Here is a 21360-nt window from a genome sequence, read left to right on the forward strand (position 1 = left end):
TGTTGATTGTCAATGCTGACTCGTGAGAGGATTCATCCGTGACTGAGAATCAAGGGCGCAGGCCGGACCTCACGGCGATTATCGACGGATCGATCGGGCGCAATATCAAGGCGCTGCGCGAACGTAGGGGCTTGTCCCAGGCGGAACTGGCTTCGCGCTTGGCAGAGCTTGGCGTACGTGGGATGCATCAAACGACGATCGCGCGCCTGGAGTCCGGCGGACGACAGCTCCGAGCGTCCGAGGCGATCGCGTTCGCGCGAGTGCTTGGTACGTCCGTGGAGGATCTGGCGGCACTTGAAGGGGAGTCGTCAATAGGCGTTGCGTTCGAGGACCTGCGCACCGCCCAGCGAGTGTTCATGCAAGCACTTCACACCCTCGGCGTCGAGCGAATGACGCTAGCAGGTCAGTTGGACGACACATGCGTGTGGGGCGGGCGGCCCCCCACGCGCGACGAGATACTCGCTCAGACGACCACCAATCCCGACCTGATTCTCGTGGCCGACGACGTGCTAGCCCTCTCAGAACTCCATCACGTGCGCGCGGGAATTGAAGCCCTCGTCGCCACATACCGGGATGAGCTTGGCGATGCCACGCCTACCGAGTCCAGGATGGCGAGCGTGCTCGCCGGGTGGAAGCGGGCGCTCGAAGAGGTGTCGGGGGCAGATGATGCCGACATATAACGTCAAGCAACGCCCCGACGGCGTGTGGCGCGTCCGGTGGCGCGATGACGCTGGCAAAGAGTCGTCGAAGCACTTCAGGCTGAAGCGTGACGCAGAGGCGCACGGTGCCGCGCAGGTCGCGGCGCTTCAGGCAGGTACATACATCGACCCCCGGCGAGCGAAGACGACGGTCGCGGATTGGTGCGATACCTGGATCGTCGGATACGCGAAGCACCGTGACTCGACAGTGAAACAGGCGCGCGTACACCTCGCGGTCATCAAGAGCGATCTCGGCTCCCGACTGCTGCGATCAATCCGCCCATCTGACGTGAAAGCGTGGGTCGTGGAACTACAGACCCGCGGGCTGGCACCGTCGTACGTGTACGCGCTTCACGCCAGACTCGCCCAGGTGTTCACGGACGCAGTCCACGATGGTCTCGTCAGCAAGTCCCCGTGCTCGCGGCGCACATCGCCGGCGGCGGCGAAGCAACGGGCCTACGTAGCCACCACGGATCAGGTGTGGGCGCTACATGATTCGATCGACCGAGGCTTTCGACCGGCGATCCTGCTCGGCGCGTTCGCGGGCCTGCGGGTCGCGGAGGCGGTCGCACTGCGCGTCGAGGACGTCGACTTCATGCGCGGGGTAGTGACGCCGGCGATCCAATACCCGGACCTGCCATTGAAGACCGAGATGTCGAAGACGCCGATCCCGATCCCGCCCGAACTCGCGGTGATGCTGAATGCGAACGTCGTCGAGTGGGGGAGCGGCACGATCGTCGTCGGCACATTTGGTCGAGCCGTCACGCCGTACCGGATGGAAGAAGCATTTCGGCAGGCGCGGGCGAAGGTCGACGGCCTTCCAGACGGGTTCCGATATCACGATCTCCGCCACTACTTCGCGTCACTGCTGATTGCGGCGGGGCTGGACATCAAGACGGTTCAGGCACGTCTCCGCCACGCATCGGCGAAGACGACGCTCGACACCTACGGGCACTTGTGGCCGGACAAAGATGAGTCCTCGCGTGCGGCGGTCGCGGCCGCGCTCGTTCGTCCCTTACCCAAAGAAATGGATATCACGGCATGACCTCTCCCGAAGATCGCTACTACGAAATCTCCGAAGAGATCGCGGGGGTCCGTGACGGGCTCATGCGTGCTGATTCGATGCTCGACACGCTCGCGATGACGATCGAGAAAGTCGAGTACGGGGACCGTGGCCACGCGCTCAGCGGTGCGACCGAGGTGGCGTTGGACCTTCGTGAGGTCTCGGCAGAACTCCGCCGAATCGCCGAGTGGGCTGATGGCTGCGCGCACGTTCTCAAACCCAGGTGAGAACAGCGAAGCGCCCGCCCTTCACAGGGCGGGCGCTTCGTTTTTTGCGGACTAGATGCGGACTACGTGCGATCTACGCCGCGTCCACCCCCGGAAAATCAGGGCGACGGAATTAGACGCCGTAGTAGAGCTCGAACTCGTAGGGGTGCGGGCGAGCGGCCATCGGGCGGATCTCGTTGTCGATCTTGTAGTCGATCCACGTGTCGATGAGCTCCTGTGTGAACACGCCACCCTCGAGGAGGAAGTCGTGGTCGGCGCGCAGTGCCTCGAGCGAGTCCAGCAGCGAGTTCGGCACCTGCGGGATGTTCGCGGCCTCCTCGGGGGGCAGCTCGTACAGGTCCTTGTCGATCGGCTCGAGCGGCTCGATGCGGTTCTTGATGCCGTCGATGCCGGCCATCAGCTGCGCGGCGAAGGCGAGGTACGGGTTGCCGGACGCGTCCGGAACGCGGAACTCGATGCGCTTGGCCTTCGGGTTCGAGCCGGTCAGCGGGATGCGGATGGCGGCCGAGCGGTTACCGGCGGAGTAGGCCAGGTTCACCGGCGCCTCGTAGCCCTTCACCAGGCGGTGGTAGGAGTTCAGCGACGGGTTCGTGAACGCGAGCACGGCGTTGGCGTGCTTGAGCAGACCACCGATGTACCAGCGGGCGATGTCGGAGAGCTGGCCGTAGCCCTTCTCGTCGAAGAACAGCGGCTTGCCCTCCAACCACAGCGACTGGTGGGTGTGCATGCCCGAGCCGTTGTCGCCGAACAGCGGCTTCGGCATGAAGGTGACCGTCTTGCCCCAGAGCTCGGCGGTGTTCTTGACGATGTACTTGAACTTCAGGATGTCGTCCGCGGCGTGGACCATCGTGTCGAAGCGGTAATTGATCTCCTGCTGGCCGGCGGTTCCGACCTCGTGGTGCGAGCGCTCGAGCTCGAGGCCCGCGTCGATCAGACGCAGCGACATGTCATCGCGCAGGTCGGCGGTCTTGTCGACCGGTGCGACCGGGAAGTAGCCACCCTTGAACGGGGTCTTGTTGGCGAGGTTTCCGCCCTCTTCCTTGCGGCCGGTGTTCCACGCGGCCTCCTCGGAGTCGACGGCGTAGAAGCTCTTGCCGGCGCTGACCTCGTAGCGGACGTCATCGAAGATGTAGAACTCGGCCTCGGGGGCGAAGAACGCGGTGTCCGCGATGCCGGTGGAGGCGAGGAACTTCTCGGCCTTCTTGGCGACCTGACGCGGGTCCTTGCTGTAGACCTCGCCGGTGCGCGGGTTGAAGATGTCGAAGACCATGATCAGCGTCTTCTCGGCGCGGAACTGGTCGATGTAGGCCGTGGACACGTCCGGGATCAGCTGCATGTCGGACTCGTGGATGTTCGCGAACCCACGGATGGAGGAACCGTCGAAGAGCTGTCCGACCGAGAAGAACTCCTCGTCCACGGTCGAAGCGGGGATGTTGAAGTGCTGCTGCACACCGGGCAGGTCGGTGAAGCGGATGTCAAGGAACTTGACGTCGTTCTCCTTGATGTAGGCCAGGACTTCGGACGGTTCGCTGAACATTCAGACTCCAATGATTTCGCCGGTGGCTCCGGGAGTTGAGCTACGCCGACGATAACGAGATGGGATTGCTCAACCGTATCCCGAATGTTTCGGGTGTGTTACACGCGCGGCGATAGCCTGGAGGGGTGAGCACCGATGTCAACCTCTACCCGGGCGAACGCCTCGGCCTGCCCGAAGACGGCCCCGGATCGATCGGGAAGCTCGGTCGCCGCATCGCCGCCCTGGCCATCGACTACATCCCGGTGATCATCATCGCGATCGCCTTCTTCGACTACGACTCGATCGCGGTCATCGTGCTCTTCGCCGTGATCCAGATCCTCTTCATCCCGACCATCGGCGGCAGCCCCGGGCACCGCATCATGGGCTTGCGGCTGGTCCGCTCGGACGGCGCCTGGACCGGCGTCTGGCGTCCGATCGTCCGCACGATCCTGCTGGTGCTCGTGATCCCGGCCGTCATCTGGGACGCTGACCACCGCGGCCTGCACGACAAGATCGCCGGCACGATCCTCGTTCGTGCTCGCTGACGGCGCCACGAGAGCGCAGAACGGCCCCGGCGATGCCGGGGCCGTTCTCGTGTGTGCGGGACTCAGCGCGGACGCGGAGCGCGGACCTTGGTCGGGTCGATGCCCTTCGGGATCGGCAGCGAGCCGAGGCCGGAGTTCATCGAGGCGAGGCGCTGGATGACGGCGGCGCGCGTGGCGCGGTCGATCTTCTTCGGCATCGCCTTGATGGTCTTGGCGAGCTGCGCGATCGTGACGTCCTCGGGGCCGTCGCCGACGTAGAGAACGGTCACGGGGACACCGCTGGCGACGCGGCGCGCCTTCATCCGCTCCTCATTGACCAGCCGCGTCAGCCGCGCACGGTGGCCCTCGCCGACGAGGACGATGCCCGCCTTGCCGACGGCGCGGTACACGGCTTCCTGGGTCTTGGCGTTGACCTGAACGGGCTCGTCCGAGGCGGTCCAGGACCGGGGCAGGCCGGTCGACAGGACGTGGCCGCTGGCGCCGGGCATGCCGTCGATCTTCTTGTACATGGCGCGCGTCGCGAGGCGCGTCATCAGGATCATCGAGGCGAGCACGCCGAGCATGAGCCCGGTGATGCCCCACAGGATCACACTCCAGATCTGGGCGGGCGGGATCAGGGACCCGATACCGACGCCGACGGCGATGCCCACCACGAGAATCGCGATGAGCACCCACGGGAGCCAGGAGTAGACATCACGGGTGAACGTGAACAGCGTCTTGAGCTGGGAGAAGAACCCCGGACGTTTCTCGGGGGCAGCGGAGCGTGCAGCCATGCATCCAGGATACCGGGCTCGACGGGCGACTCCTCCCCAGTGCAGACGGATTCCACGTCCTTCCGTGTGCGGTCCGTTCGCCCTGCGCGGACGTGCGGGACCGACGAGGCTGTCCCGATGACCCAGAACCTCCTTGACGGCGTGTACCGCCCGGTTCGATACATCGCTCCACCCGACGTCCCGACGGCCGGCCTCCTCGCCGCCATCGACGAGGAGTCCGGCGAAGGCGAGCGCGTGCTGCTGATCGACGTGGACGCGGTGCCGGAGGTGCTGTGGCGACTTGATGCCGCGGAACACCTGTGGGCGCCGACGGACCTCGCGAGCAGCCCGCCGGGCCACGTGGCCGTCATGCCGTGGTGTCCCACGCCGCTGTCGGCGCTCCTGGAGCGGCGCGGGACCGTCGGCGGGGGAGAGGCGGTGACGCTCGGGGTCAGCGTGATGCGCGGGGTCGAGGAGGCGGCCGGGGCCGTCGAACCCGGCGGAGGCCCTGCCAGCGGGACCTGGTGGGTGAGCGACGCCGGGCGCCCGCTGTTCGTCATCGGGGACGGCACGGACGTGCGGGCGGCATCGGCGAGCGCCTTGGCGGACACCGCGGAGCGATGCGCGGACCGGACGGTTCGTCGGTTGTTGGAGGAGGCGTCCGAGCAGGTCGTCCGAGCCGGGACCCGTGCCGCGCGGGTCGAGCTCGAAACTCGCCTGTTCGAGACCTGCGCGCCGCAACCCATCGCGTCCGGCGGGGATCCCGCGAACACCCGGGCCGACGTCGTCGGTCGAGAGCGCGCCGCCGGTCTCCCGCTGCGGAACCGGACGCGTGCCGCGCGACCCGTGGTCGGCCGCGCCGCCGGCGCTCGGCTGCGGGGCGCCCTCACGCACGCGTTCGCGACCGTCCGGGAGCGGACCGCCGGAGGCCGGCGTCGGCCGCTGCTGGTCGCCGCCGCCGTGGCCGTGCTGGTCGTGCTGGTCGGCGCGCTGTGGCCGGACGCGAAGGACGGTGCGGGGGCGGCACAGGAACCGACGAGCCTCCGTTCCACCTCCGCACGGAGTGCTTCACCTGCCGCGGCCGATGCCGCGACCGCCCCGGCATCGAGTGCGGGGCCGACGCCGGCGGACCCGGTCGCGACGATGCGGGACCTGCTCGCCCGCGTCGGGACGTGCCGCGCCGCAGACGATCCGTGTGCCGACGCCCTCGCCGACCCGGCGCTGCGGGACCTGCTCCCGGCCGCGGACACCGTGGACGTCGCACTCGTGGACGATTACGGCGGGATCGCCGTGCTGCGTCTGACCGGGGACGGGCGGGACGACATCGTCGAGATCGAGCGCCGAAATGAGAAATGGCTGGTCCGCGACGTCCATGACGTCGCGGACCAGCCGTGAGATCGTGCGATCAGATCCCGAGGTCAGCCGCGAAGTTCGCGTCCTCAAGGCGAGCCTTGACGGCGCTCAGGAAGCGAGCCGCGTCGGCACCGTCGATGATCCGGTGGTCGTACGACAGCGCGAGGTAGACGTAGGACCGGATCGAGATCGCATCCTTGCCGTCCACCTGGACCAGACCGGGGCGCTTCACGACGGTACCCGTGCCCAGGATCGCGGACTGCGGCAGGAACACGACGGGCGTGTCGAACAGTGCGCCACGCGAACCGGTGTTGGTCAGCGTGAACGTGCCGCCGGCGAGCTCGTCGGGCTTGAGCTTGTTGTCGCGCGAACGTGCGGCGAGGTCAGCGATCTCGTGAGCGATCTGCGCGAGGTTCTTCGAACCCGCGTCTCGCAGCACCGGGGTGAGCAGTCCGCGTTCGGTGTCCACCGCGATCGAGACGTTCTCCGAGGCCGGGTAGACGATGTCCGTGCCGTCGACCGTCGCGTTGATGATGGGGAACGCCTGCAGCGCCTCGGCCGCAGCCAGAGCGAAGAAGGGCAGGAAGGACAGCTTGTCGCCGGTCTTGGACTGGAACTCCGCCTTCACCTGGTCCCGGTAAGCCGAGACCTTCGTGACATCGACCTCGACGACCGTGGTCAGCTGCGCGGTCTGCTGCATCGAGGCGACGGCACGCTCGGCCACCACCTTGCGCAGGCGCGACATCGGCACCGTGGTGCCGCGCAGCGGCGAAACCTCGAGCTTCGGAGCGGGCGCTGCCGCGGTCGGCGCCGCGGCGGGAGCCGCAGCAGCGGGAGCAGACGCGGCGTTCAGGACGTCCTCCTTGCGGATGCGTCCACCGACGCCGGTGCCCTTCACGGAGTTGAGGTCGACTCCCTGCTGCGCCGCGAGGCGACGCACCAGCGGGGTGACGTACAGCTTCTCGTCACCGGACGCCTCGGCGGGTGCCGGTGCCGCGGGAGCCGCGTCGGTCGGCTTGGCGGCCTCGGACACCTGCTCGGTCGTCGCAGCCGACGGGGCCGGTGCAGCCGACGGGGCCGGTGCAGCGGGAGCAGCTGCGGCAGGTGCCGGTGCGGGCTCCGCGGCGGGTGCCGGTGCGGGCGTGGCCTCTGCGGCGGGCGCCTCCGGTGCCGGGGTCGGCTCGCTCGGCGCTGCGGCAGCGGGCGCGCCGGAACCGATCTTCGCCAGCACGGCGCCGACCTCGACGGTCTCGTCCTCCGGAACGACGATCTCCTGCAGCGTGCCGGCGACCGGCGACGGGATCTCGGTGTCGACCTTGTCGGTCGAGATCTCCAGCAGCGGTTCGTCGACCGCGACGTCGTCGCCGACCTGCTTGAGCCAGCGGGTGACGGTTCCCTCGGTGACGCTCTCGCCGAGTTCCGGCAGCGTCACGTCAGTGGCGTCTCCGGAAGCGGTGGTCGTGGCCGGCGCGGCTTCGGTGGCGGGCTGCTCGGCGGCGGGGGCCTCGGCGGTTTCGGACGCGGGCTCCTCGGCGGCGGGCGCGTCGTCGGACGAGGCAGCACCGCTGCCGTCGCCGATCTTGGCCAGGACGGCGCCGACTTCGACGGTCTCGTCCTCCTGCGCGAGGATCTCCTCGATGACGCCGCTCACCGGCGACGGGATCTCGGTGTCGACCTTGTCGGTCGAGATCTCGACCAGGCCTTCGTCCGCCTGGACCGTGTCGCCCACCTGCTTGAGCCAGCGGGTGACGGTTCCCTCGGTCACGCTCTCGCCGAGCGCGGGGAGGACGACGGATGTGCTCATGTCGATGTCTCCTTCAAAATGACAGAATTCTGTGACAAGTCTAGTGATGCCGAACGGGTCTCGGGGACCATCACAGCGCGTGCAGCGGCTTTCCGGCCAGGGCCAAGAAGGCTTCGCCGAGCGCCTCGCTCTGCGTGGGGTGCGCGTGGATCAGCGGCGCGAGGTCCTCCGGGAAGGCCTCCCAGACCACGGCGAGCTGTCCCTCGGTGATCAGTTCGCCGACGCGGTCGCCCAACAGGTGCACGCCGATGACGGGGCCGTCGACCTGGCGGATCACCTTCACGAATCCACCCGTGCCGATGATCTCGCTCTTGGCATTGCCGGCGAGGTTGAATTCGTACGCGGTCACCCCGTCCGCGCCGTGCGCGGCCTCCGCCTGCTCCTGCGTGAGCCCGATGGAGGCGACTTCGGGGTGACTGTAGGTAACCTTCGGGACGTGCACGTCCGGGATCGACACCGGCCGTAGACCGGAGATGCGCTCAGCCACCGCGATGCCCTGCTGGAACCCGCGATGCGCGAGCTGCAGACCCGGCGTGATGTCTCCGACCGCCCAGACATGCTCGGCGGTCGTGCGCAGATCCTCGTCGACCACGACGAAACCGCGTTCCAGGTTGACCCCGGCCTCCTCGAAGCCGAGGTCCGACGTCACGGGGCCGCGTCCGACGGCGACCAGGAGGTAGTCGGCGGACAGCTCGGTGCCGTCCTCCAGAGTGACGGTGACGGCATCGTCGGTCTGCGTGGCGGACGCGAATCGCACGCCGAGCTTCTGGGCGATGCCGCGACGGCGGAACGCCCGCTCCAGACCCTTGCTGACCGCGAGGTCCTCGTTGGGCACCAGGTGATCGAGGGCCTCCACGATCGTGACCTCGGCGCCGAACGAGCGCCACACGCTGGCGAATTCGACGCCGATGACGCCGCCGCCGAGGATCAGGACGCTGCTCGGGACCTCTTCGAGCGCGAGCGCGCCCTCACTGGTCAGAATTCGTCCGCCGATCTCGAGCCCGGGCAGAGAACGGCTGTACGAACCGGTCGCCAGGATCACGTCGGTGCCGGTGTAGACGTCATCGCCCACGGCGACGGTCCGGTCCGACTGCAGCCGCCCCTCGCCGTGGACCGTGGTGATCCCGCGCTTGCCGATGAGCCCTTCAAGACCCTTGTGCTTCTTCGCGACGATTCCCTCGCGGTATCGCGCGACCGCGGCCGCATCGACACCCCCAAGCTCTGCCGAGACGCCGTAAGTGCCGGCCTCACGGACGGTGTCGGCGACCTCGGCGGCGTGCAGCAGCGCTTTGGTCGGGATGCATCCGCGATGCAGGCAGGTGCCGCCGACCTTGTCGCGCTCGATCAGCGCGACGGACTTGCCGAGTTCCGCGGCACGAAGCGCGGCGGCATAGCCGCCGCTGCCGGCCCCGAGCACGACGATGTCGAATGAGTGATTCACCATTGATCCTCCTGTGAGCGGGTGCCGGCAGCTTGTGGCTAGCGCGACACCAGTTCGATGAGCGAGCGCACCGTCGCGCCCGTGATGCCCTTGTCGGTGTAGCCGAAAGGAGCGCTTTCATTGGTCGCCGAACCGGCGATGTCCAGGTGCACCCAGCGGATGCGGTCCGCACCTTCTTCGTCGGAGACGGGCCCGACGAAACGGCGCAGGAACAGGCCCGCGAAGGACGAGCCGGCGGCGCGGCTGCCCATGTTCGCGTTCTTCATGTCTGCGATGGGGGAGTCCAACTCGCTCTCCATGAACTCCGGCAGCGGCATGCCCCAGGCGGCCTCGCCGGCGCTCTGCGCGGCGTCGAGGTATTGGGCGGTCACCTCGTCATCACCGAACACACCGGTGTGACGGTTGCCGAGCGCGACGACGATGGCACCGGTCAGGGTCGCGATGTCGATGATGAGGTCCGGGTGCTCGGAGCTGGCGATCGAGAGGCCGTCGCCGAGGACGAGGCGCCCCTCCGCGTCCGTGTTCAGGACCTCGACGGTCTGACCGTCGTGCATGCGCAGGACGTCGCCGGGGCGCGTCGCGCGACCGGAGGGCATGTTGTCCGCGATGCACAGCCAGGCGGTGAGGTGGACGGACAGCTTCAGCTGCGCGGCGGCCTGGACGACGGCGAGGGCCGTGGCGGCCCCGATCATGTCCGTCTTCATGCCGACCATGCTGGCGGCCGGCTTGAGGGAGAGGCCACCGGTGTCGAACGTGATCCCCTTGCCGACGAGTGCGATGTGACGCTCGGCGCCGGCGGGTGCGTAGTCCAGCCGGACCAGACGCGAGGGCCGGTCCGATCCGCGCCCGACACCGAGAATGCCACCGAAGCCCTCGGCCTCCAGGCGGTCCTGGTCCCACACGGTGACCTCCACCGGCAGGTCGGCGACGGCGGACTGGGCCGACTCCGCGAGCTGCGCGGGGCTCTGCCACTCGGCGGGAGTGGCGCCGAGGTCCTTCACCAGCGCGACGGCCGTGGCCACCGCCGTGGCGGCCGCGACATCGACATCAGCGTCGGTGTGCAGCACGATCTCGGACGCGCGGACGGTCCGGCCGGAGGTCTTGTACGTGTCGAACGTGTAGCCGCCGAGCAGTGCGCCCTCAGCGGCGGCCGCCGCAGTGCCGTCCTCGGCGCCGAGCACGTGCACGTGCAGCTTGTCCACGCCCGTGAAGGACCGCACGCCCGCACCCACGGCGTCGCGAACCGCGTTCGCGCCGGTGGCCGTTCCCAGGCCGACCACACCGACCGGCTTGTCGGTGAGCTCGAGCAGTGCCACGCGAGTGAAGGCGCCGGCGGTCCCGGTGTACTCCACCGCCTGCAGAGCCGCAGCGAGACCGGGCCAGTCGGCGAGGACCTCATCTGCGGGGAGAGCGGGGACGACGAGGAGGGTGGCCTCGGCTTCCGGGTCGAATGCTGCGGGGGACACGGAGATCTGCGGAACCGACATGCCTCCATCCTAGGGAGCCGGAGGTGCCCCGCACGCGGTCCGCGTGTTCGCTGACAGCGCGCGCCCCCGGACCCGGCGCTCCTCGGCGCCTCGTAGCATGGGGGGATGCCCCTCTCCGACGACATCTACGAGCGCGCCGTGCCCCTGCGGCCGGTGCCGCGCGGATTGCCGCTGCTGGTGCTGCTGACCGGATTCACCGACGCCGGCGGCGTCGTGGCCGGGCTCATCGAGCGCTTCCGGGAGAACGAGAGCCGTGAGGTCCTCGGGATGTTCGACAACGACGTGCTGCTGGACTATCGCGCTCGGCGACCGATCATCACCTTCGATCGCGACCACCTCACGGACTTCCGCCCCGCGCGCCTGGAGCTGACTCTCGAGCATGACCTGCTCGGTCAGCCGTTCCTGCTGCTCAGCGGATACGAGCCGGATTTCGCGTGGGAGGCGTTCGCCGAGGTCGTGCTGGATCTCGCCGACGAATACGCCGTGACCGGGATGACCTGGCTGCATGCGATCGGCATGCCGGTTCCGCACACGCGTCCGCTCGGCGTCACCGTGAGCGGCAACCGCTCCGACTTCATCGAGGCGCAGTCCGTCTGGCAGCCGCACACGCAAGTGCCCGCCACGGCCGGACACCTCTTGGAATATCGCTTCGTTCAGGAGGAGGTGCCCGTCGCTGGTCTCGTGCTGCTGGTGCCGCACTACCTCGCCGAGACTGAGTACCCCGGTGCGATGGAGATCGCGCTGGAGAAGATGACGGCGGCCACCGGGCTGGTGTTCCCCGAGGACGGGCTGGCCGATTCCGATCGGGAGTTCCGTGAGCGGGTGGACGAGCAGGTCGCGGGCAACGAGGACCTGCAGCGAATGCTGTCCGGTCTGGAGCAGCGCTACGACGCGTACAGCGCCGGGCGGAGCACGGATGAAGGTGAAACGCTCCTGGGCGGCGCGCCGCTGCCCAGCGCGGATGAGATCGCCGCAGAACTGGAGCGCTTCCTCGCGACGCGCCCGCGTCCGGACGAGGACGCCTCCTGACCGACGGGAACATTTCTCGGCTCCGCGACGTTGCGATGCATAAATGTGCGCGGGCTGTCAAGAGGTGACGCTCGCGTGTGAGACAATGAGTGACCGACCCATTGTTCAGGCGAACGCGGATTCCGATCCGGCAGCGAACTTGACAAGGGTCTTACTAGTGTCCGAAAACCTCCGGACCCGTCCGGTGAAAGGTGAAACGTGACCCCTGCCAGCACGAAGAACGCACGTACCGCGGCCCAGGACACCGAGACCGAGGAGACGAAGACTCCCGCTCGTAAGAAGGCCGCAGCCAAGACGACCGGCACGGCTGCCGCCACCCCCGCGGCGAAGAAGCCGCGCGCGACCACGGCGAAGGCCGCCCCCAAGGGCCGCAAGAAGAAGGCTGACGACGACGAGGGCGAAGACCTCGGCGACGACGCCGCGAGCGACGAGTCCGACGACAAGGCCGCCGGCGACGACGAGAACACCACCAAGCCGGTGGCGGAGCCGCTGCCGACCGGCGCGATCGTGCTGACGTCCTCCGACGAGGATGACGTCCCGGTCTTCTCCACGCAGATCTCTGGCGCGACCGCCGACCCGGTCAAGGACTACCTGAAGCAGATCGGTAAGGTCCCCCTGCTGAACGCCGAGCAGGAGGTCGAGCTCGCGATGCGCATCGAGGCCGGCCTGTTCGCCGAGGAGAAGCTGTCGGCGATGACCCCCGCGGAGAAGTCCGCGCAGCTCGGTCTCGACCTGCAGTGGGTGGCCCGCGACGGTCAGCGCGCCAAGAGCCACCTGCTCGGAGCCAACCTCCGCCTGGTCGTCTCGCTCGCCAAGCGCTACACCGGTCGCGGCATGCAGTTCCTGGACCTGATCCAGGAGGGCAACCTCGGCCTCATCCGCGCGGTGGAGAAGTTCGACTACACCAAGGGCTTCAAGTTCTCGACGTACGCGACCTGGTGGATCCGTCAGGCGATCACTCGCGCCATGGCCGACCAGGCCCGCACGATCCGCATTCCGGTGCACATGGTCGAGGTCATCAACAAGCTCGCCCGCGTGCAGCGTCAGATGCTGCAGGACCTGGGCCGCGAGCCCACCCCCGAGGAGCTGTCGAAGGAACTCGACATGACCCCGGAGAAGGTCATCGAGGTCCAGAAGTACGGTCGCGAGCCGATCTCGCTGCACACGCCCCTCGGCGAGGACGGCGACAGCGAGTTCGGTGACCTCATCGAGGACACCGAGGCCGTCGTGCCGGCCGACGCCGTCGGGTTCACGATGCTGCAGCGTCAGCTGGAGAGCCTCCTCGACTCGCTGAGCGAGCGCGAGGCGGGCGTCATCCGCATGCGCTTCGGCCTCGGCGACGGCCAGCCGAAGACGCTGGACCAGATCGGTGACACCTTCGGCGTGACCCGCGAGCGGATCCGCCAGATCGAGTCGAAGACGATGGCGAAGCTTCGCCACCCGAGCCGCTCCCAGTCGCTCCGGGATTACCTGGAGTGATGGGCGAGAACATGGCAGAGGCGAATCCCAACAAGCACCTCGAGATCACCGTTGACGGCGTCGCGTACCAGCGCATTCCGATCAAGACGCGCGTGGTCATGCCCGATGACGACCTGAACGCGTTCGTCACCGAGTACGTCCCGGCCGGCACCTTGCGCGACGGCGACATCCTCTTCGTCACGGAGAAGATCGTCGGCATCACGCAGGGCCGGTCCTACCTGGTCGAGGACATCCACCCGCGCAAGCTGGCGTACTTCCTCTCGAAGTACGTCACGCGCACGCCCTACGGCATCGGACTCGGCATGCCCGAGACGATGGAGATGGCGCTGCGTGAGTGCGGTACGCCGAAGATCCTGCTCGCCGCCGCGGTCGCGGCCGTCACCAAGGCGTTCGGCCGCAAGGGCGACTTCTACCGCATCGCCGGGCCCAAGGCGCGCGCGATCGACGGCCCCACCAAGGGCACGATCCCGCCGTACAACAAGTCCGTCGTGCTCGGCCCGGATCGCCCGGAGGGCGTCGCGAAGGACCTGCGGTCTCTGCTGTCGACGACCGCCGACATCGCGGTCGTGGACATCAACGACCTGGGCGGCAACATCCTCGGTTCGACACTGTCGAAGGCAGAGGAGGACCGCCTGGTGCGGATCCTCAAGGACAACCCCCTCGGCCAGGGCCACGAGTCCACGCCGATGGGCATCATCCGCCGCGCCTGACCGCACCCACCCCCTCCGCGAATCACCCAGGCACGTCCGAAACCTCCCGCGTTGCGGGGTGTCTCGGACGTGTCTGCGTGTTTCGCGTTACTTCTTGAGGGAGAAGCCGACGGCCTTCTCGTAGTCGGCGAGGAGGCCGGTGCGAACGCCGGACACGGACGGCTTCATCTGGAACACCGACGAGTTGTGGTTCGCCTCGATGATCGCCGGGCCGTCCGGGGTGATCGCGACGTCCCAGCCCACGTACGGCGTGTGGGGCAGGCGGTGCGAGAGCTTCTCGACGAGCTCCACGGACTCGCGGTACATGGGCACGCGGAAGCCCTTGATCGGCACCTTCGTGGCGGGGTGCTCGAGGAACGCGTTGGAGTTCTTGTCCACGGCGCCGTACATCGCCACGCCGTCCTCATCGAGCATCGTGAACATTCCGCCACCGGCGAAGTTGTCGATCACGCCGCCGTTGCCCATACGCAGCACGGCGGCGATGACATGGAACGTCCCCGCCTTGTCGAGGTAGGTGATCAGGCGGATGGTGTTCACGCTGCGGGGGTAGAGGCGGGCGAGTTCCGGGTGCTGCACCAGCACGGCCTCCACGAGCGTCTGCTTGTCCGCGATGAGCTGCGCGCGCCAGGTCGCGACATCCGGGATGTCCGTGGCGTCGAACTTGGCGATGCCCGCGCCGCCGAAGCCGTCCGCGGGCTTGGCGATGACGGACGGATTCCGCTGCAGGAATGCGGTCAGCTCGTCCTCCGAGGCGGCCGCGGCATCGATCCACTCGCGCCCGGTGACGTCGGCGAAGTCCGTGAGGAACTGCTTCTTGTCCTCCATCGCCTGGCGCGACTCGGGGCCGTTCAGCGTCGCGGACAGGCGGTACGCCTTCGGGTGGGTCATCCAGGTGCGGCGCTCCGCGGCCTTCAACGTGCGGATGTCCCAGACCGCGTAGTCACGGAACCCCATCTCGTAGCGCACCGAGCACCAGAGCATGTCGGCCATGATGATCGGCAGCGGCGCCTTGCTCACCCGCTTGGTCTGTTTGGCGAATTCGACCACGTTCGACCCACGGACGTGGAGAGCGCGGTCGACGAGGTACTTCACGCGGAGGGAGAGCTGACCCATCCGCCCAGTCTATCGACGGGCGGAACGTCGCCCCGGTCGCGTCCAGGGTGAGCCGATAGAATCTTCGACGGTCCCCGAAGCCTCGAAAGGCGGCTACTCACCCCATGCAGATCGACGTCAAGGCTCGCGCCCGCTACTTCGCCAACCGGATCGCCCGCTTCAACCCGAAGCGCATCTGGGACCTGGCGAGCAAGATCGGCAAGGAGCACAAGCGCCACACGCTGCCGGTGTTCGTCGACATGCTCTGGTGGGCCGCCTTCCACGACACCGCGTTCATCGACTACTACGAGGCGGACTTCGCGTCCCTCAAGCCGGCCGAGCGCAAGACGTTCATGACGAGTCTGATCCAGCACCACATCGCGCTGAAGGTGAACGACCGCGAGGCTGCGGAGACGTTCGCGTCCAAGATCACGTTCAACAAGACGTTCGAGCGGTTCCTCGGCCGCGAGTGGCTGGACCTGTCCGCATCCGACGCCGCGGGCCTGCAGGCATTCGCCGCCAAGCATCCGACGATCATCGCGAAGGTCCCGATCAGCCGCGAGGGTCACGGCGTCTTCCGCTACGACACCACCGAGATCACCGACTGGCAGCGCTTCTACGACGAGCTCGTCGGCGGCGGACAGCTGCTGGTGGAGGAGCAGATCGTCCAGCACCCGTACCTCGCCGAGTACTGTGCGGGGACGGTGAACACCACGCGCATCACGTCGTTCTTCGACGGCGAGAAGGTGCACCTCCTGGTCCGCGTGCAGAAGTTCGGTCGCGGTTCGGTCTCCGACCAGTTCAGCTGGGGCGGCTTCTTCACCATGCTGGACGAGAACGGCCATTCCGTCGGCCGTGGTCACCAGGGCAAGAACGACACGTTCTACGAGGTCCACCCGGAATCGAAGAAGTCCATCGTCGACTTCCAGGTTCCGCTGTGGGATCAGGTCGTCGCGCTGATCGATGAGGTCGCCCGCGTCATCCCGGAGGTTCCGTACATCGGGTGGGACGTCGCGGTCGGACCGAACGGCCCGCTGCTGATCGAGGGCAACTGGATCCCGGGGCTGTACGAAACCCGCGTGCTCGCCACCGGCATCCGCACCGGCAGCCGTCCGGCGCACGAAGCCGTGATGAGCTGGTGAGCCGTACGCATGACCTCGTCATCGACCACGGCTGACCTCGTCGGCCGGACTCACCCGATCGCGCGCGTGTCGCGCTCCGCGGTGGAACGCAATCTCTCCGGACACCCGCGCGAGGTGTTCGTCGACCTCCGGCATGACGGGTGGGGGCTCGGCGCCGAGCTGCTCGAGAGCGTTGCCCGCGAGAAGGGCCTCGCCGGTGCGATGACGGACGACGGCCCCGTCGCCTTCACCGGCGAGGTGCCGGAGTCCTTCGCCGTGATCACGCCGGGCCTGACCGCCGGCACCCTGTCCGGCGCCGTCCCCGCGCTCACGCTCGTGGGCCGGGTGCTCGGCGTGAAGCCGCTGCTGACGGGCGAGGGGGTCTCCTATGGCTACGTGCACCGGGCGAGCACGGACACGCGCGTCGCGCTGGTCACCGGAGGCTACGCGCAGGGCATTCTGCGCTCTCTCGGCTCGCAGCTCAGCGTGCTGGTCGCGGGGGAGCCGCGTCCGATCGTGGGCCGCGTCGCGATGGACGTCTGCGTCGTCGACATCGGCGACCTCGACGTGGCGATCGGCGACGAGGTCGCGTACCTCGGCGATCCGGAACGGGGTGAGCCGGCCATCCAGGAGTGGGTGGCCCTGACCGGGCTGAGTCCGGAGGAGCTGCTGGTGTCGATCGGCCGCCGCGCGCGGCGGGAGGTCGTGGCATGACCGCCGAATTCATCGTCGACCTGGCCGCATTCGCCGCCAACGTCCGTGCCGTGCGTGAGCGCGTCGCGCCCGCCGAACCGATGCTCGTGGTCAAGGACGACGCCTATCGGCACGGCCTCGCGGCCATCGTTCAGCGTGCCATCGTCGAGGGCGTCTCCTGGATCGGCGCGCTCGATGTGGTCACCGGAATGGCCGTCCGCGAGCTCGCGGGTGCGCAGCCGCGTGTCTTCACGTGGATGCTCGCCGGTCCGGACGACGTGGCGGACGCCCTGTCCGCTGATCTCGACCTCGGCGTCGGATCCTCCGCACTCCTGGAGGACGTCGCGACCGTGGCCGCGCAGCGCGGGACCATCGCGCGGGTGCATCTGAAGATCGACACCGGCCTGCACCGCAACGGAGTCCGACCGGAGGACTGGCCGGCCGTCGTGGCGCGTGCCGTCGAGCTGGAGCAGGACGGCCTGCTGCGCATCGTGGGCATCTGGTCACACATCTCGGAAGCCTCCGACTCTGACGACGATGACGCACGAGTGGCCTTCGACGCCGCGGTGACCGCCGCACGCGCGGCCGGCCTCGCCCCCGACCTGCTCCACCTCGCGGCGAGCGCGGCCGCGTTCGCCCGGCCGGAGTTCCGCTACGACATGGTTCGCATCGGGGCGTTCCACTACGGCATCCGGTCGACCGACGGCCCCTCCGACGCCGAGCTCGGTCTGACGCCCGTGGGGGCGTTGCACGCTCCGGTGCGTCGCGTCGGTCCGGTGGACGTCATCGTCGACGCCGGGTTCACGGACGGCCTGCTGTCCACGGCGGCCGGGAACCTGCACGCGGCCACCGCGGCCGGTCGGCAGCCGGTGACGGCGATCGGAGCGGACACGCTGCGTCTGCCGCTGGCCGAGGGGATCGAGCCGGGCCAGACCGTCACGCTGTTCGGGGCTGACGGGGCGGATTCCGCCACGGACCTCGCCGAGCGCATCGGCACGATCGGCGAGGAGGTCGTGCTGCGCCTCGCGCCGGACGTTCCGCGCCGCTACATCGGCTGACGCGCAGCGCGGAAACGAGAAGAGCCCCGGCAGCGGCCGGGGCTCTTTCACATCTCGGTCGGCTCAGACGACCTCGGCGAGGCGGGCGGTCTCGTCGTGCCAGGTGGTCGCGATCGCGCGGAGCTTCTCCTCGTACTTGCGGCCGTGGTGCGCGCAGAACAGCAGTTCGGAGCCGTTCACCTCGGCGGCGATGTAAGCCTGTGCACCGCAGGAGTCGCATCGATCGGCGGCCGTGAGCCGGTAGGCGGCGGGTTCCGTGGCTGTGGTCATCGTGGTCATCGCAGTGCCTCCTCGGGTCGAAAACTCACGCATCGGGTTCATTCATACAACCACGTGATCATGACAGTTCGGTCCGATGCCGGGGTGTTTCGCTCACCGCGTACGCCTCGCGCGCGCGGGCGCGCCTGCGCAGGCGCGCGAGGCGCCGCACGTAACATGGGAAGACCATGACGAGCGAGTACTCCGCGCATCACCTGCAGGTTCTGGAAGGCCTCGAGGCCGTCCGCAAGCGTCCCGGAATGTACATCGGGTCCAACGGCTCGCCGGGCCTGATGCACTGCCTGTGGGAGATCATCGACAACTCCGTGGACGAGGCCGTCCAGGGCAACGGTGAGCAGATCGACATCGTGCTGCACGACGACGGTTCCGTCGAGGTCCAGGACCGCGGTCGCGGTGTTCCGGTCGACGTGGAGCCGCGCACCGGCCTGACCGGTGTCGAGGTCGTCTACACGAAGCTGCACGCCGGCGGAAAGTTCGGCGGTGGGTCCTACGCCGCCTCCGGTGGCCTGCACGGCGTCGGCGCGTCCGTCGTCAACGCCCTCTCCGAGCGCCTGGACGTCGAGGTCGATCGCGACGGCAAGACGTACGCGATGTCCTTCCACCGCGGCGAACCGGGCATCTTCGCCGACGGTGGTGACCCCCGTCCGGACGCGCCGTTCACTCCGTTCGAGAAGGGGAGTGAGCTGCGGGTGGTCGGAAAGGTCCGCAAGGGGGTCACGGGCACGCGGGTGCGCTACTGGGCGGACCGGCAGATCTTCACGAAGGACGCCGCGTTCCAGATGCCGGAGCTGGAGACGCGCGTCCGCCAGACGGCATTCCTCGTCCCCGGTCTCGGCCTGACCGTCCGCGACGAGCGGGAGGAGAACGTCAACGAGACGTCGTACCGCTTCGACGGCGGGATCTCGGAGTTCGTCGAGTACCTCTCCCCGGACGCGCCCGTCACGGACACCTGGCGGCTGCAGGGCTCGGGGAACTTCCGTGAGACCGTGCCGGTGCTGCAGGCGGACGGCTCGATGCGGGCCACCGAGGTGGAGCGCGAGTGCGCCGTCGACATCGCGCTGCGGTGGGGGACCGGCTACGAGACCACCACTCGCTCGTTCGTGAACATCATCTCGACGCCGAAGGGCGGGACACACCAGCAGGGGTTCGACCAGGAGCTGCTGAAGGTGCTGCGCAAAGAGGTGGCCGCCAACGCCCGTCGCCTGAAGGCCGGGACCGACAAGCTGGAGAAGGACGACGTGCTCGCCGGCCTCACCGCCGTGCTGACCGTCACGCTCCCGGAGCCCCAGTTCGAGGGCCAGACCAAGGAGGTGCTCGGCACCCCGGCGGTGAAGCAGATCGTGGCCAAGGTCGTCGGGCAGGAGCTCGGCGCGCGGTTCTCCTCCAGCAAGCGCGACGACAAGAACCAGGCCAACCAGCTGCTGGACAAGGTCGTCGCCGAGATGAAAGCCCGTGTCTCGGCGCGTGCCCACAAGGAGACCCAGCGCCGCAAGAACGCGCTCGAATCCTCCTCTCTGCCGGTCAAGCTCGTCGACTGCCGCTCCAACGACGTGGAGCACAGCGAGCTGTTCCTGGTCGAGGGTGATTCTGCGCTCGGCACCGCCAAGGATGCGCGCAACAGCGAGTTCCAGGCGTTGCTGCCGCTGCGCGGCAAGATCCTCAACGTGCAGCGGGCGTCGGTGTCGGACATGCTCTCCAACGTCGAGTGCGCCGCCATCATCCAGTCGGTCGGCGCGGGTTCCGGACGCACGTTCGACATCACCCAGGCGCGCTACGGGAAGATCATCCTGATGAGCGACGCCGACGTGGACGGCGCTCACATCCGGACGCTGCTGCTCACGCTGTTCTTCCGCTACATGCGCCCGCTGGTGGATGCCGGTCGGGTGTACGCGGCCGTGCCGCCGCTGCATCGCGTCATCATCATGAACCCGGGCTCGAAGCCCAACGAGACGGTCTACACGTACTCGGAGAAGGAACTCCACGCGCTGCTGACCAAGCTGACCAAGGCCGGTCGGCGCTGGCAGGAGCCGGTGCAGCGGTACAAGGGCCTGGGCGAGATGGATGCCGAGCAGCTGGCGACGACGACCATGGAGAAGGGCGGCCGCCTGCTGCGTCGGGTCCGTCTGCAGGACGTGGAGGAGGCGAACCGCGTCTTCGAGCTCCTGATGGGCAACGACGTCGCGCCGCGCCGGGAGTTCATCATCGATTCCGCAGACCGCCTCTCGCGCGAGTCCATCGACGCCTGACGCGGCCCTCGCGCCGTTCGAGGTACGGTCGATTATCGCGAATCGGTAACGGATCCGACGAATGTCGGTATGTCGTATTGTTTTGGACAGTGTGTATTTTCTAGTCTCATCCCAGACTCACCATCGGTGGGTGCTGGCGCGGTAGCCCCCTCCTCTCCCGCGCTGAGGGAGAGCCATGACCCGTTGGGCCCGTGCGCGCCGCTGGATCGTCGCGTCCGCCGTCACCGCGATCGTCGCGTCCGGCGTCGTCGTCACCGCCACGACCGCCTCCGCGGTGACCATCAACGGCGTGCAGACGCGCTTCGCCATCGATGGGAATCTGTCCGGCGCGAACGACTGGGACAGTCTCCCGTACGGTCCGGACGGGAACTCGACGGGCATCCTCGCGCACGATCGCACGGACGAGGTCTGCGACGGGATCTACTTCACCGAGAACGGTGAAGAGGTCAAGAAGGACGCGACGGCCTTCCCCGGTAGTCAGACCATCGACGACTACGCGTCCTGGACGATCGGCACCGCCAACGTCAACAAGAAGAGCGACCTGTGTCGTTCCGGCAGCGCGTGGGAGATCGTGCGCGTCGGGACCCAGGAGCACGTCATCCTCTACCAGTACTGGACCCGCGCGCCGAAGGCGACGGGTGACATGACGATCTACCAGATCCTGGAGGCCGGGCCGGCCGGTCCGACGGGTGACCTGCTGCTGCAGTACGACTTCAACCCGGCGGGCGCGTCCGTGCTCACCGGGGTGCAGCGCTGGACCGCGCAGG

Annotated in this window: 19 protein-coding genes; 12 read left to right on the forward strand and 7 right to left on the reverse strand. The window is 68.1% G+C overall.

The window, feature by feature from the left end:
* The first annotated feature begins 38 nt into the window (after nucleotides 1-38).
* From BN1193_RS04280 to BN1193_RS04290, 3 genes are read left to right on the forward strand one after another with little or no spacing between them, the layout of a single operon-like run.
* Nucleotides 39-680: a helix-turn-helix transcriptional regulator gene (locus tag BN1193_RS04280; protein ID WP_052460418.1), complete on the forward strand. Its 642-nt coding sequence runs from the start codon at nucleotides 39-41 to the stop codon at nucleotides 678-680.
* A complete protein-coding gene (locus BN1193_RS04285) occupies nucleotides 664-1743 on the forward strand; it encodes a tyrosine-type recombinase/integrase (RefSeq protein ID WP_230206406.1) in 1080 nt (359 codons plus the stop codon). The genes BN1193_RS04280 and BN1193_RS04285 overlap by 17 nt, the downstream gene beginning before the upstream one ends.
* Entirely contained in the window at nucleotides 1740-1988 is a 249-nt protein-coding gene (locus BN1193_RS04290; RefSeq protein ID WP_040164307.1) for a hypothetical protein, read from the forward strand. The genes BN1193_RS04285 and BN1193_RS04290 overlap by 4 nt, the downstream gene beginning before the upstream one ends.
* 112 nt (nucleotides 1989-2100) lie before the next feature.
* Here the strand turns inward: BN1193_RS04290 and glnA are convergent, their stop codons facing one another.
* Nucleotides 2101-3525 (reverse strand): type I glutamate--ammonia ligase, encoded by a 1425-nt coding sequence (glnA, locus tag BN1193_RS04295; RefSeq protein WP_040164308.1) that lies wholly within the window; start codon nucleotides 3523-3525, stop codon nucleotides 2101-2103.
* A gap of 125 nt (nucleotides 3526-3650) precedes the next feature.
* Here glnA and BN1193_RS04300 point away from each other — a divergent pair, with 125 nt between their 5' ends.
* Nucleotides 3651-4049 (forward strand): RDD family protein, encoded by a 399-nt coding sequence (locus tag BN1193_RS04300; RefSeq protein WP_040164309.1) that lies wholly within the window; start codon nucleotides 3651-3653, stop codon nucleotides 4047-4049.
* Between the two features lie 62 nt (nucleotides 4050-4111).
* On the opposite strand, the gene BN1193_RS04305 is transcribed toward BN1193_RS04300, so the two are convergent.
* Nucleotides 4112-4822: a DUF4191 domain-containing protein gene (locus tag BN1193_RS04305; RefSeq protein ID WP_040164310.1), complete on the reverse strand. Its 711-nt coding sequence runs from the start codon at nucleotides 4820-4822 to the stop codon at nucleotides 4112-4114.
* A gap of 117 nt (nucleotides 4823-4939) precedes the next feature.
* Here BN1193_RS04305 and BN1193_RS04310 point away from each other — a divergent pair, with 117 nt between their 5' ends.
* Nucleotides 4940-6196: a hypothetical protein gene (locus tag BN1193_RS04310; protein ID WP_040164311.1), complete on the forward strand. Its 1257-nt coding sequence runs from the start codon at nucleotides 4940-4942 to the stop codon at nucleotides 6194-6196.
* Nucleotides 6197-6206: 10 nt separating this feature from the next.
* Here BN1193_RS04310 and sucB read toward each other — a convergent pair whose 3' ends face one another.
* From sucB to BN1193_RS04325, 3 genes are all read right to left on the reverse strand, one after another.
* Nucleotides 6207-7958: a 2-oxoglutarate dehydrogenase, E2 component, dihydrolipoamide succinyltransferase gene (gene sucB / locus BN1193_RS04315; RefSeq protein WP_040164312.1), complete on the reverse strand. Its 1752-nt coding sequence runs from the start codon at nucleotides 7956-7958 to the stop codon at nucleotides 6207-6209.
* Between the two features lie 70 nt (nucleotides 7959-8028).
* The gene (gene lpdA, locus BN1193_RS04320; RefSeq protein ID WP_040164313.1) at nucleotides 8029-9402 is read right to left on the reverse strand and encodes a dihydrolipoyl dehydrogenase; all 1374 of its coding nucleotides are present in this window, start codon (nucleotides 9400-9402) and stop codon (nucleotides 8029-8031) included.
* Between the two features lie 35 nt (nucleotides 9403-9437).
* Nucleotides 9438-10886 carry a leucyl aminopeptidase gene (locus BN1193_RS04325; RefSeq protein WP_040164314.1) on the reverse strand — a complete coding sequence of 483 codons (1449 nt, stop codon included), beginning with the start codon at nucleotides 10884-10886 and terminating at the stop codon, nucleotides 9438-9440.
* Nucleotides 10887-10991: 105 nt separating this feature from the next.
* Here BN1193_RS04325 and BN1193_RS04330 point away from each other — a divergent pair, with 105 nt between their 5' ends.
* The 3 genes from BN1193_RS04330 (at nucleotide 10992) to BN1193_RS04340 (ending at nucleotide 14104) form a co-directional block, all read left to right on the forward strand.
* Nucleotides 10992-11915, forward strand: a complete 924-nt coding sequence (locus BN1193_RS04330) for a proteasome assembly chaperone family protein (RefSeq protein WP_040164315.1) — start codon at nucleotides 10992-10994, stop codon at nucleotides 11913-11915.
* A gap of 198 nt (nucleotides 11916-12113) precedes the next feature.
* The gene (locus BN1193_RS04335) at nucleotides 12114-13394 is read left to right on the forward strand and encodes an RNA polymerase sigma factor (RefSeq protein WP_040164316.1); all 1281 of its coding nucleotides are present in this window, start codon (nucleotides 12114-12116) and stop codon (nucleotides 13392-13394) included.
* An 11-nt stretch (nucleotides 13395-13405) separates the two neighbouring features.
* Nucleotides 13406-14104, forward strand: a complete 699-nt coding sequence (locus tag BN1193_RS04340) for a coenzyme F420-0:L-glutamate ligase (protein ID WP_040164675.1) — start codon at nucleotides 13406-13408, stop codon at nucleotides 14102-14104.
* Nucleotides 14105-14191: 87 nt separating this feature from the next.
* Here the strand turns inward: BN1193_RS04340 and BN1193_RS04345 are convergent, their stop codons facing one another.
* Nucleotides 14192-15217 (reverse strand): sugar-transfer associated ATP-grasp domain-containing protein, encoded by a 1026-nt coding sequence (locus tag BN1193_RS04345; RefSeq protein WP_040164317.1) that lies wholly within the window; start codon nucleotides 15215-15217, stop codon nucleotides 14192-14194.
* A 104-nt stretch (nucleotides 15218-15321) separates the two neighbouring features.
* Between BN1193_RS04345 and BN1193_RS04350 the strand changes: the two genes are divergently transcribed.
* Genes BN1193_RS04350 through BN1193_RS04360 form a run of 3 tightly spaced genes read left to right on the forward strand, consistent with a single transcriptional unit; the run spans nucleotide 15322 to nucleotide 18068 of the window.
* A complete protein-coding gene (locus tag BN1193_RS04350; RefSeq protein ID WP_040164318.1) occupies nucleotides 15322-16338 on the forward strand; it encodes a sugar-transfer associated ATP-grasp domain-containing protein in 1017 nt (338 codons plus the stop codon).
* Between the two features lie 9 nt (nucleotides 16339-16347).
* Nucleotides 16348-17031 (forward strand): alanine racemase, encoded by a 684-nt coding sequence (locus BN1193_RS04355; RefSeq protein ID WP_040164319.1) that lies wholly within the window; start codon nucleotides 16348-16350, stop codon nucleotides 17029-17031.
* Nucleotides 17028-18068, forward strand: a complete 1041-nt coding sequence (locus BN1193_RS04360; RefSeq protein WP_040164320.1) for an alanine racemase — start codon at nucleotides 17028-17030, stop codon at nucleotides 18066-18068. The genes BN1193_RS04355 and BN1193_RS04360 overlap by 4 nt, the downstream gene beginning before the upstream one ends.
* 63 nt (nucleotides 18069-18131) lie before the next feature.
* On the opposite strand, the gene BN1193_RS04365 is transcribed toward BN1193_RS04360, so the two are convergent.
* Nucleotides 18132-18347: a DUF7455 domain-containing protein gene (locus BN1193_RS04365; protein ID WP_052460419.1), complete on the reverse strand. Its 216-nt coding sequence runs from the start codon at nucleotides 18345-18347 to the stop codon at nucleotides 18132-18134.
* Nucleotides 18348-18514: 167 nt separating this feature from the next.
* On the opposite strand from BN1193_RS04365, the gene BN1193_RS04370 reads away from it, so the two are divergent.
* Nucleotides 18515-20593, forward strand: coding sequence for a DNA gyrase/topoisomerase IV subunit B (locus BN1193_RS04370; protein WP_040164321.1), 2079 nt, complete (start codon nucleotides 18515-18517; stop codon nucleotides 20591-20593).
* The last annotated feature ends 767 nt before the right edge of the window (nucleotides 20594-21360 follow it).

The sequence above is a fragment of the Microbacterium gorillae genome, assembly GCF_000826185.2.
In the GTDB taxonomy this organism is placed as follows: Bacteria; Actinomycetota; Actinomycetes; order Actinomycetales; family Microbacteriaceae; genus Microbacterium; species Microbacterium gorillae.

What these genes read in the sequence shown, in the direction of transcription:
- BN1193_RS04340 (WP_040164675.1), top strand. Translation starts at nt 13,406, where the DNA reads ATGGCAGAGGCGAATCCCAACAAGCACCTCGAGATCACCGTTGACGGC.
- glnA (WP_040164308.1), bottom strand. Translation starts at nt 3,525, where the DNA reads ATGTTCAGCGAACCGTCCGAAGTCCTGGCCTACATCAAGGAGAACGAC.
- BN1193_RS04365 (WP_052460419.1), bottom strand. Translation starts at nt 18,347, where the DNA reads ATGACCACGATGACCACAGCCACGGAACCCGCCGCCTACCGGCTCACG.
- lpdA (WP_040164313.1), bottom strand. Translation starts at nt 9,402, where the DNA reads ATGGTGAATCACTCATTCGACATCGTCGTGCTCGGGGCCGGCAGCGGC.
- BN1193_RS04285 (WP_230206406.1), top strand. Translation starts at nt 664, where the DNA reads ATGATGCCGACATATAACGTCAAGCAACGCCCCGACGGCGTGTGGCGC.
- BN1193_RS04305 (WP_040164310.1), bottom strand. Translation starts at nt 4,822, where the DNA reads ATGGCTGCACGCTCCGCTGCCCCCGAGAAACGTCCGGGGTTCTTCTCC.
- BN1193_RS04360 (WP_040164320.1), top strand. Translation starts at nt 17,028, where the DNA reads ATGACCGCCGAATTCATCGTCGACCTGGCCGCATTCGCCGCCAACGTC.
- BN1193_RS04345 (WP_040164317.1), bottom strand. Translation starts at nt 15,217, where the DNA reads ATGGGTCAGCTCTCCCTCCGCGTGAAGTACCTCGTCGACCGCGCTCTC.
- BN1193_RS04355 (WP_040164319.1), top strand. Translation starts at nt 16,348, where the DNA reads ATGACCTCGTCATCGACCACGGCTGACCTCGTCGGCCGGACTCACCCG.
- BN1193_RS04350 (WP_040164318.1), top strand. Translation starts at nt 15,322, where the DNA reads ATGCAGATCGACGTCAAGGCTCGCGCCCGCTACTTCGCCAACCGGATC.
- BN1193_RS04310 (WP_040164311.1), top strand. Translation starts at nt 4,940, where the DNA reads ATGACCCAGAACCTCCTTGACGGCGTGTACCGCCCGGTTCGATACATC.
- BN1193_RS04370 (WP_040164321.1), top strand. Translation starts at nt 18,515, where the DNA reads ATGACGAGCGAGTACTCCGCGCATCACCTGCAGGTTCTGGAAGGCCTC.
- BN1193_RS04325 (WP_040164314.1), bottom strand. Translation starts at nt 10,886, where the DNA reads ATGTCGGTTCCGCAGATCTCCGTGTCCCCCGCAGCATTCGACCCGGAA.
- sucB (WP_040164312.1), bottom strand. Translation starts at nt 7,958, where the DNA reads ATGAGCACATCCGTCGTCCTCCCCGCGCTCGGCGAGAGCGTGACCGAG.
- BN1193_RS04290 (WP_040164307.1), top strand. Translation starts at nt 1,740, where the DNA reads ATGACCTCTCCCGAAGATCGCTACTACGAAATCTCCGAAGAGATCGCG.
- BN1193_RS04330 (WP_040164315.1), top strand. Translation starts at nt 10,992, where the DNA reads ATGCCCCTCTCCGACGACATCTACGAGCGCGCCGTGCCCCTGCGGCCG.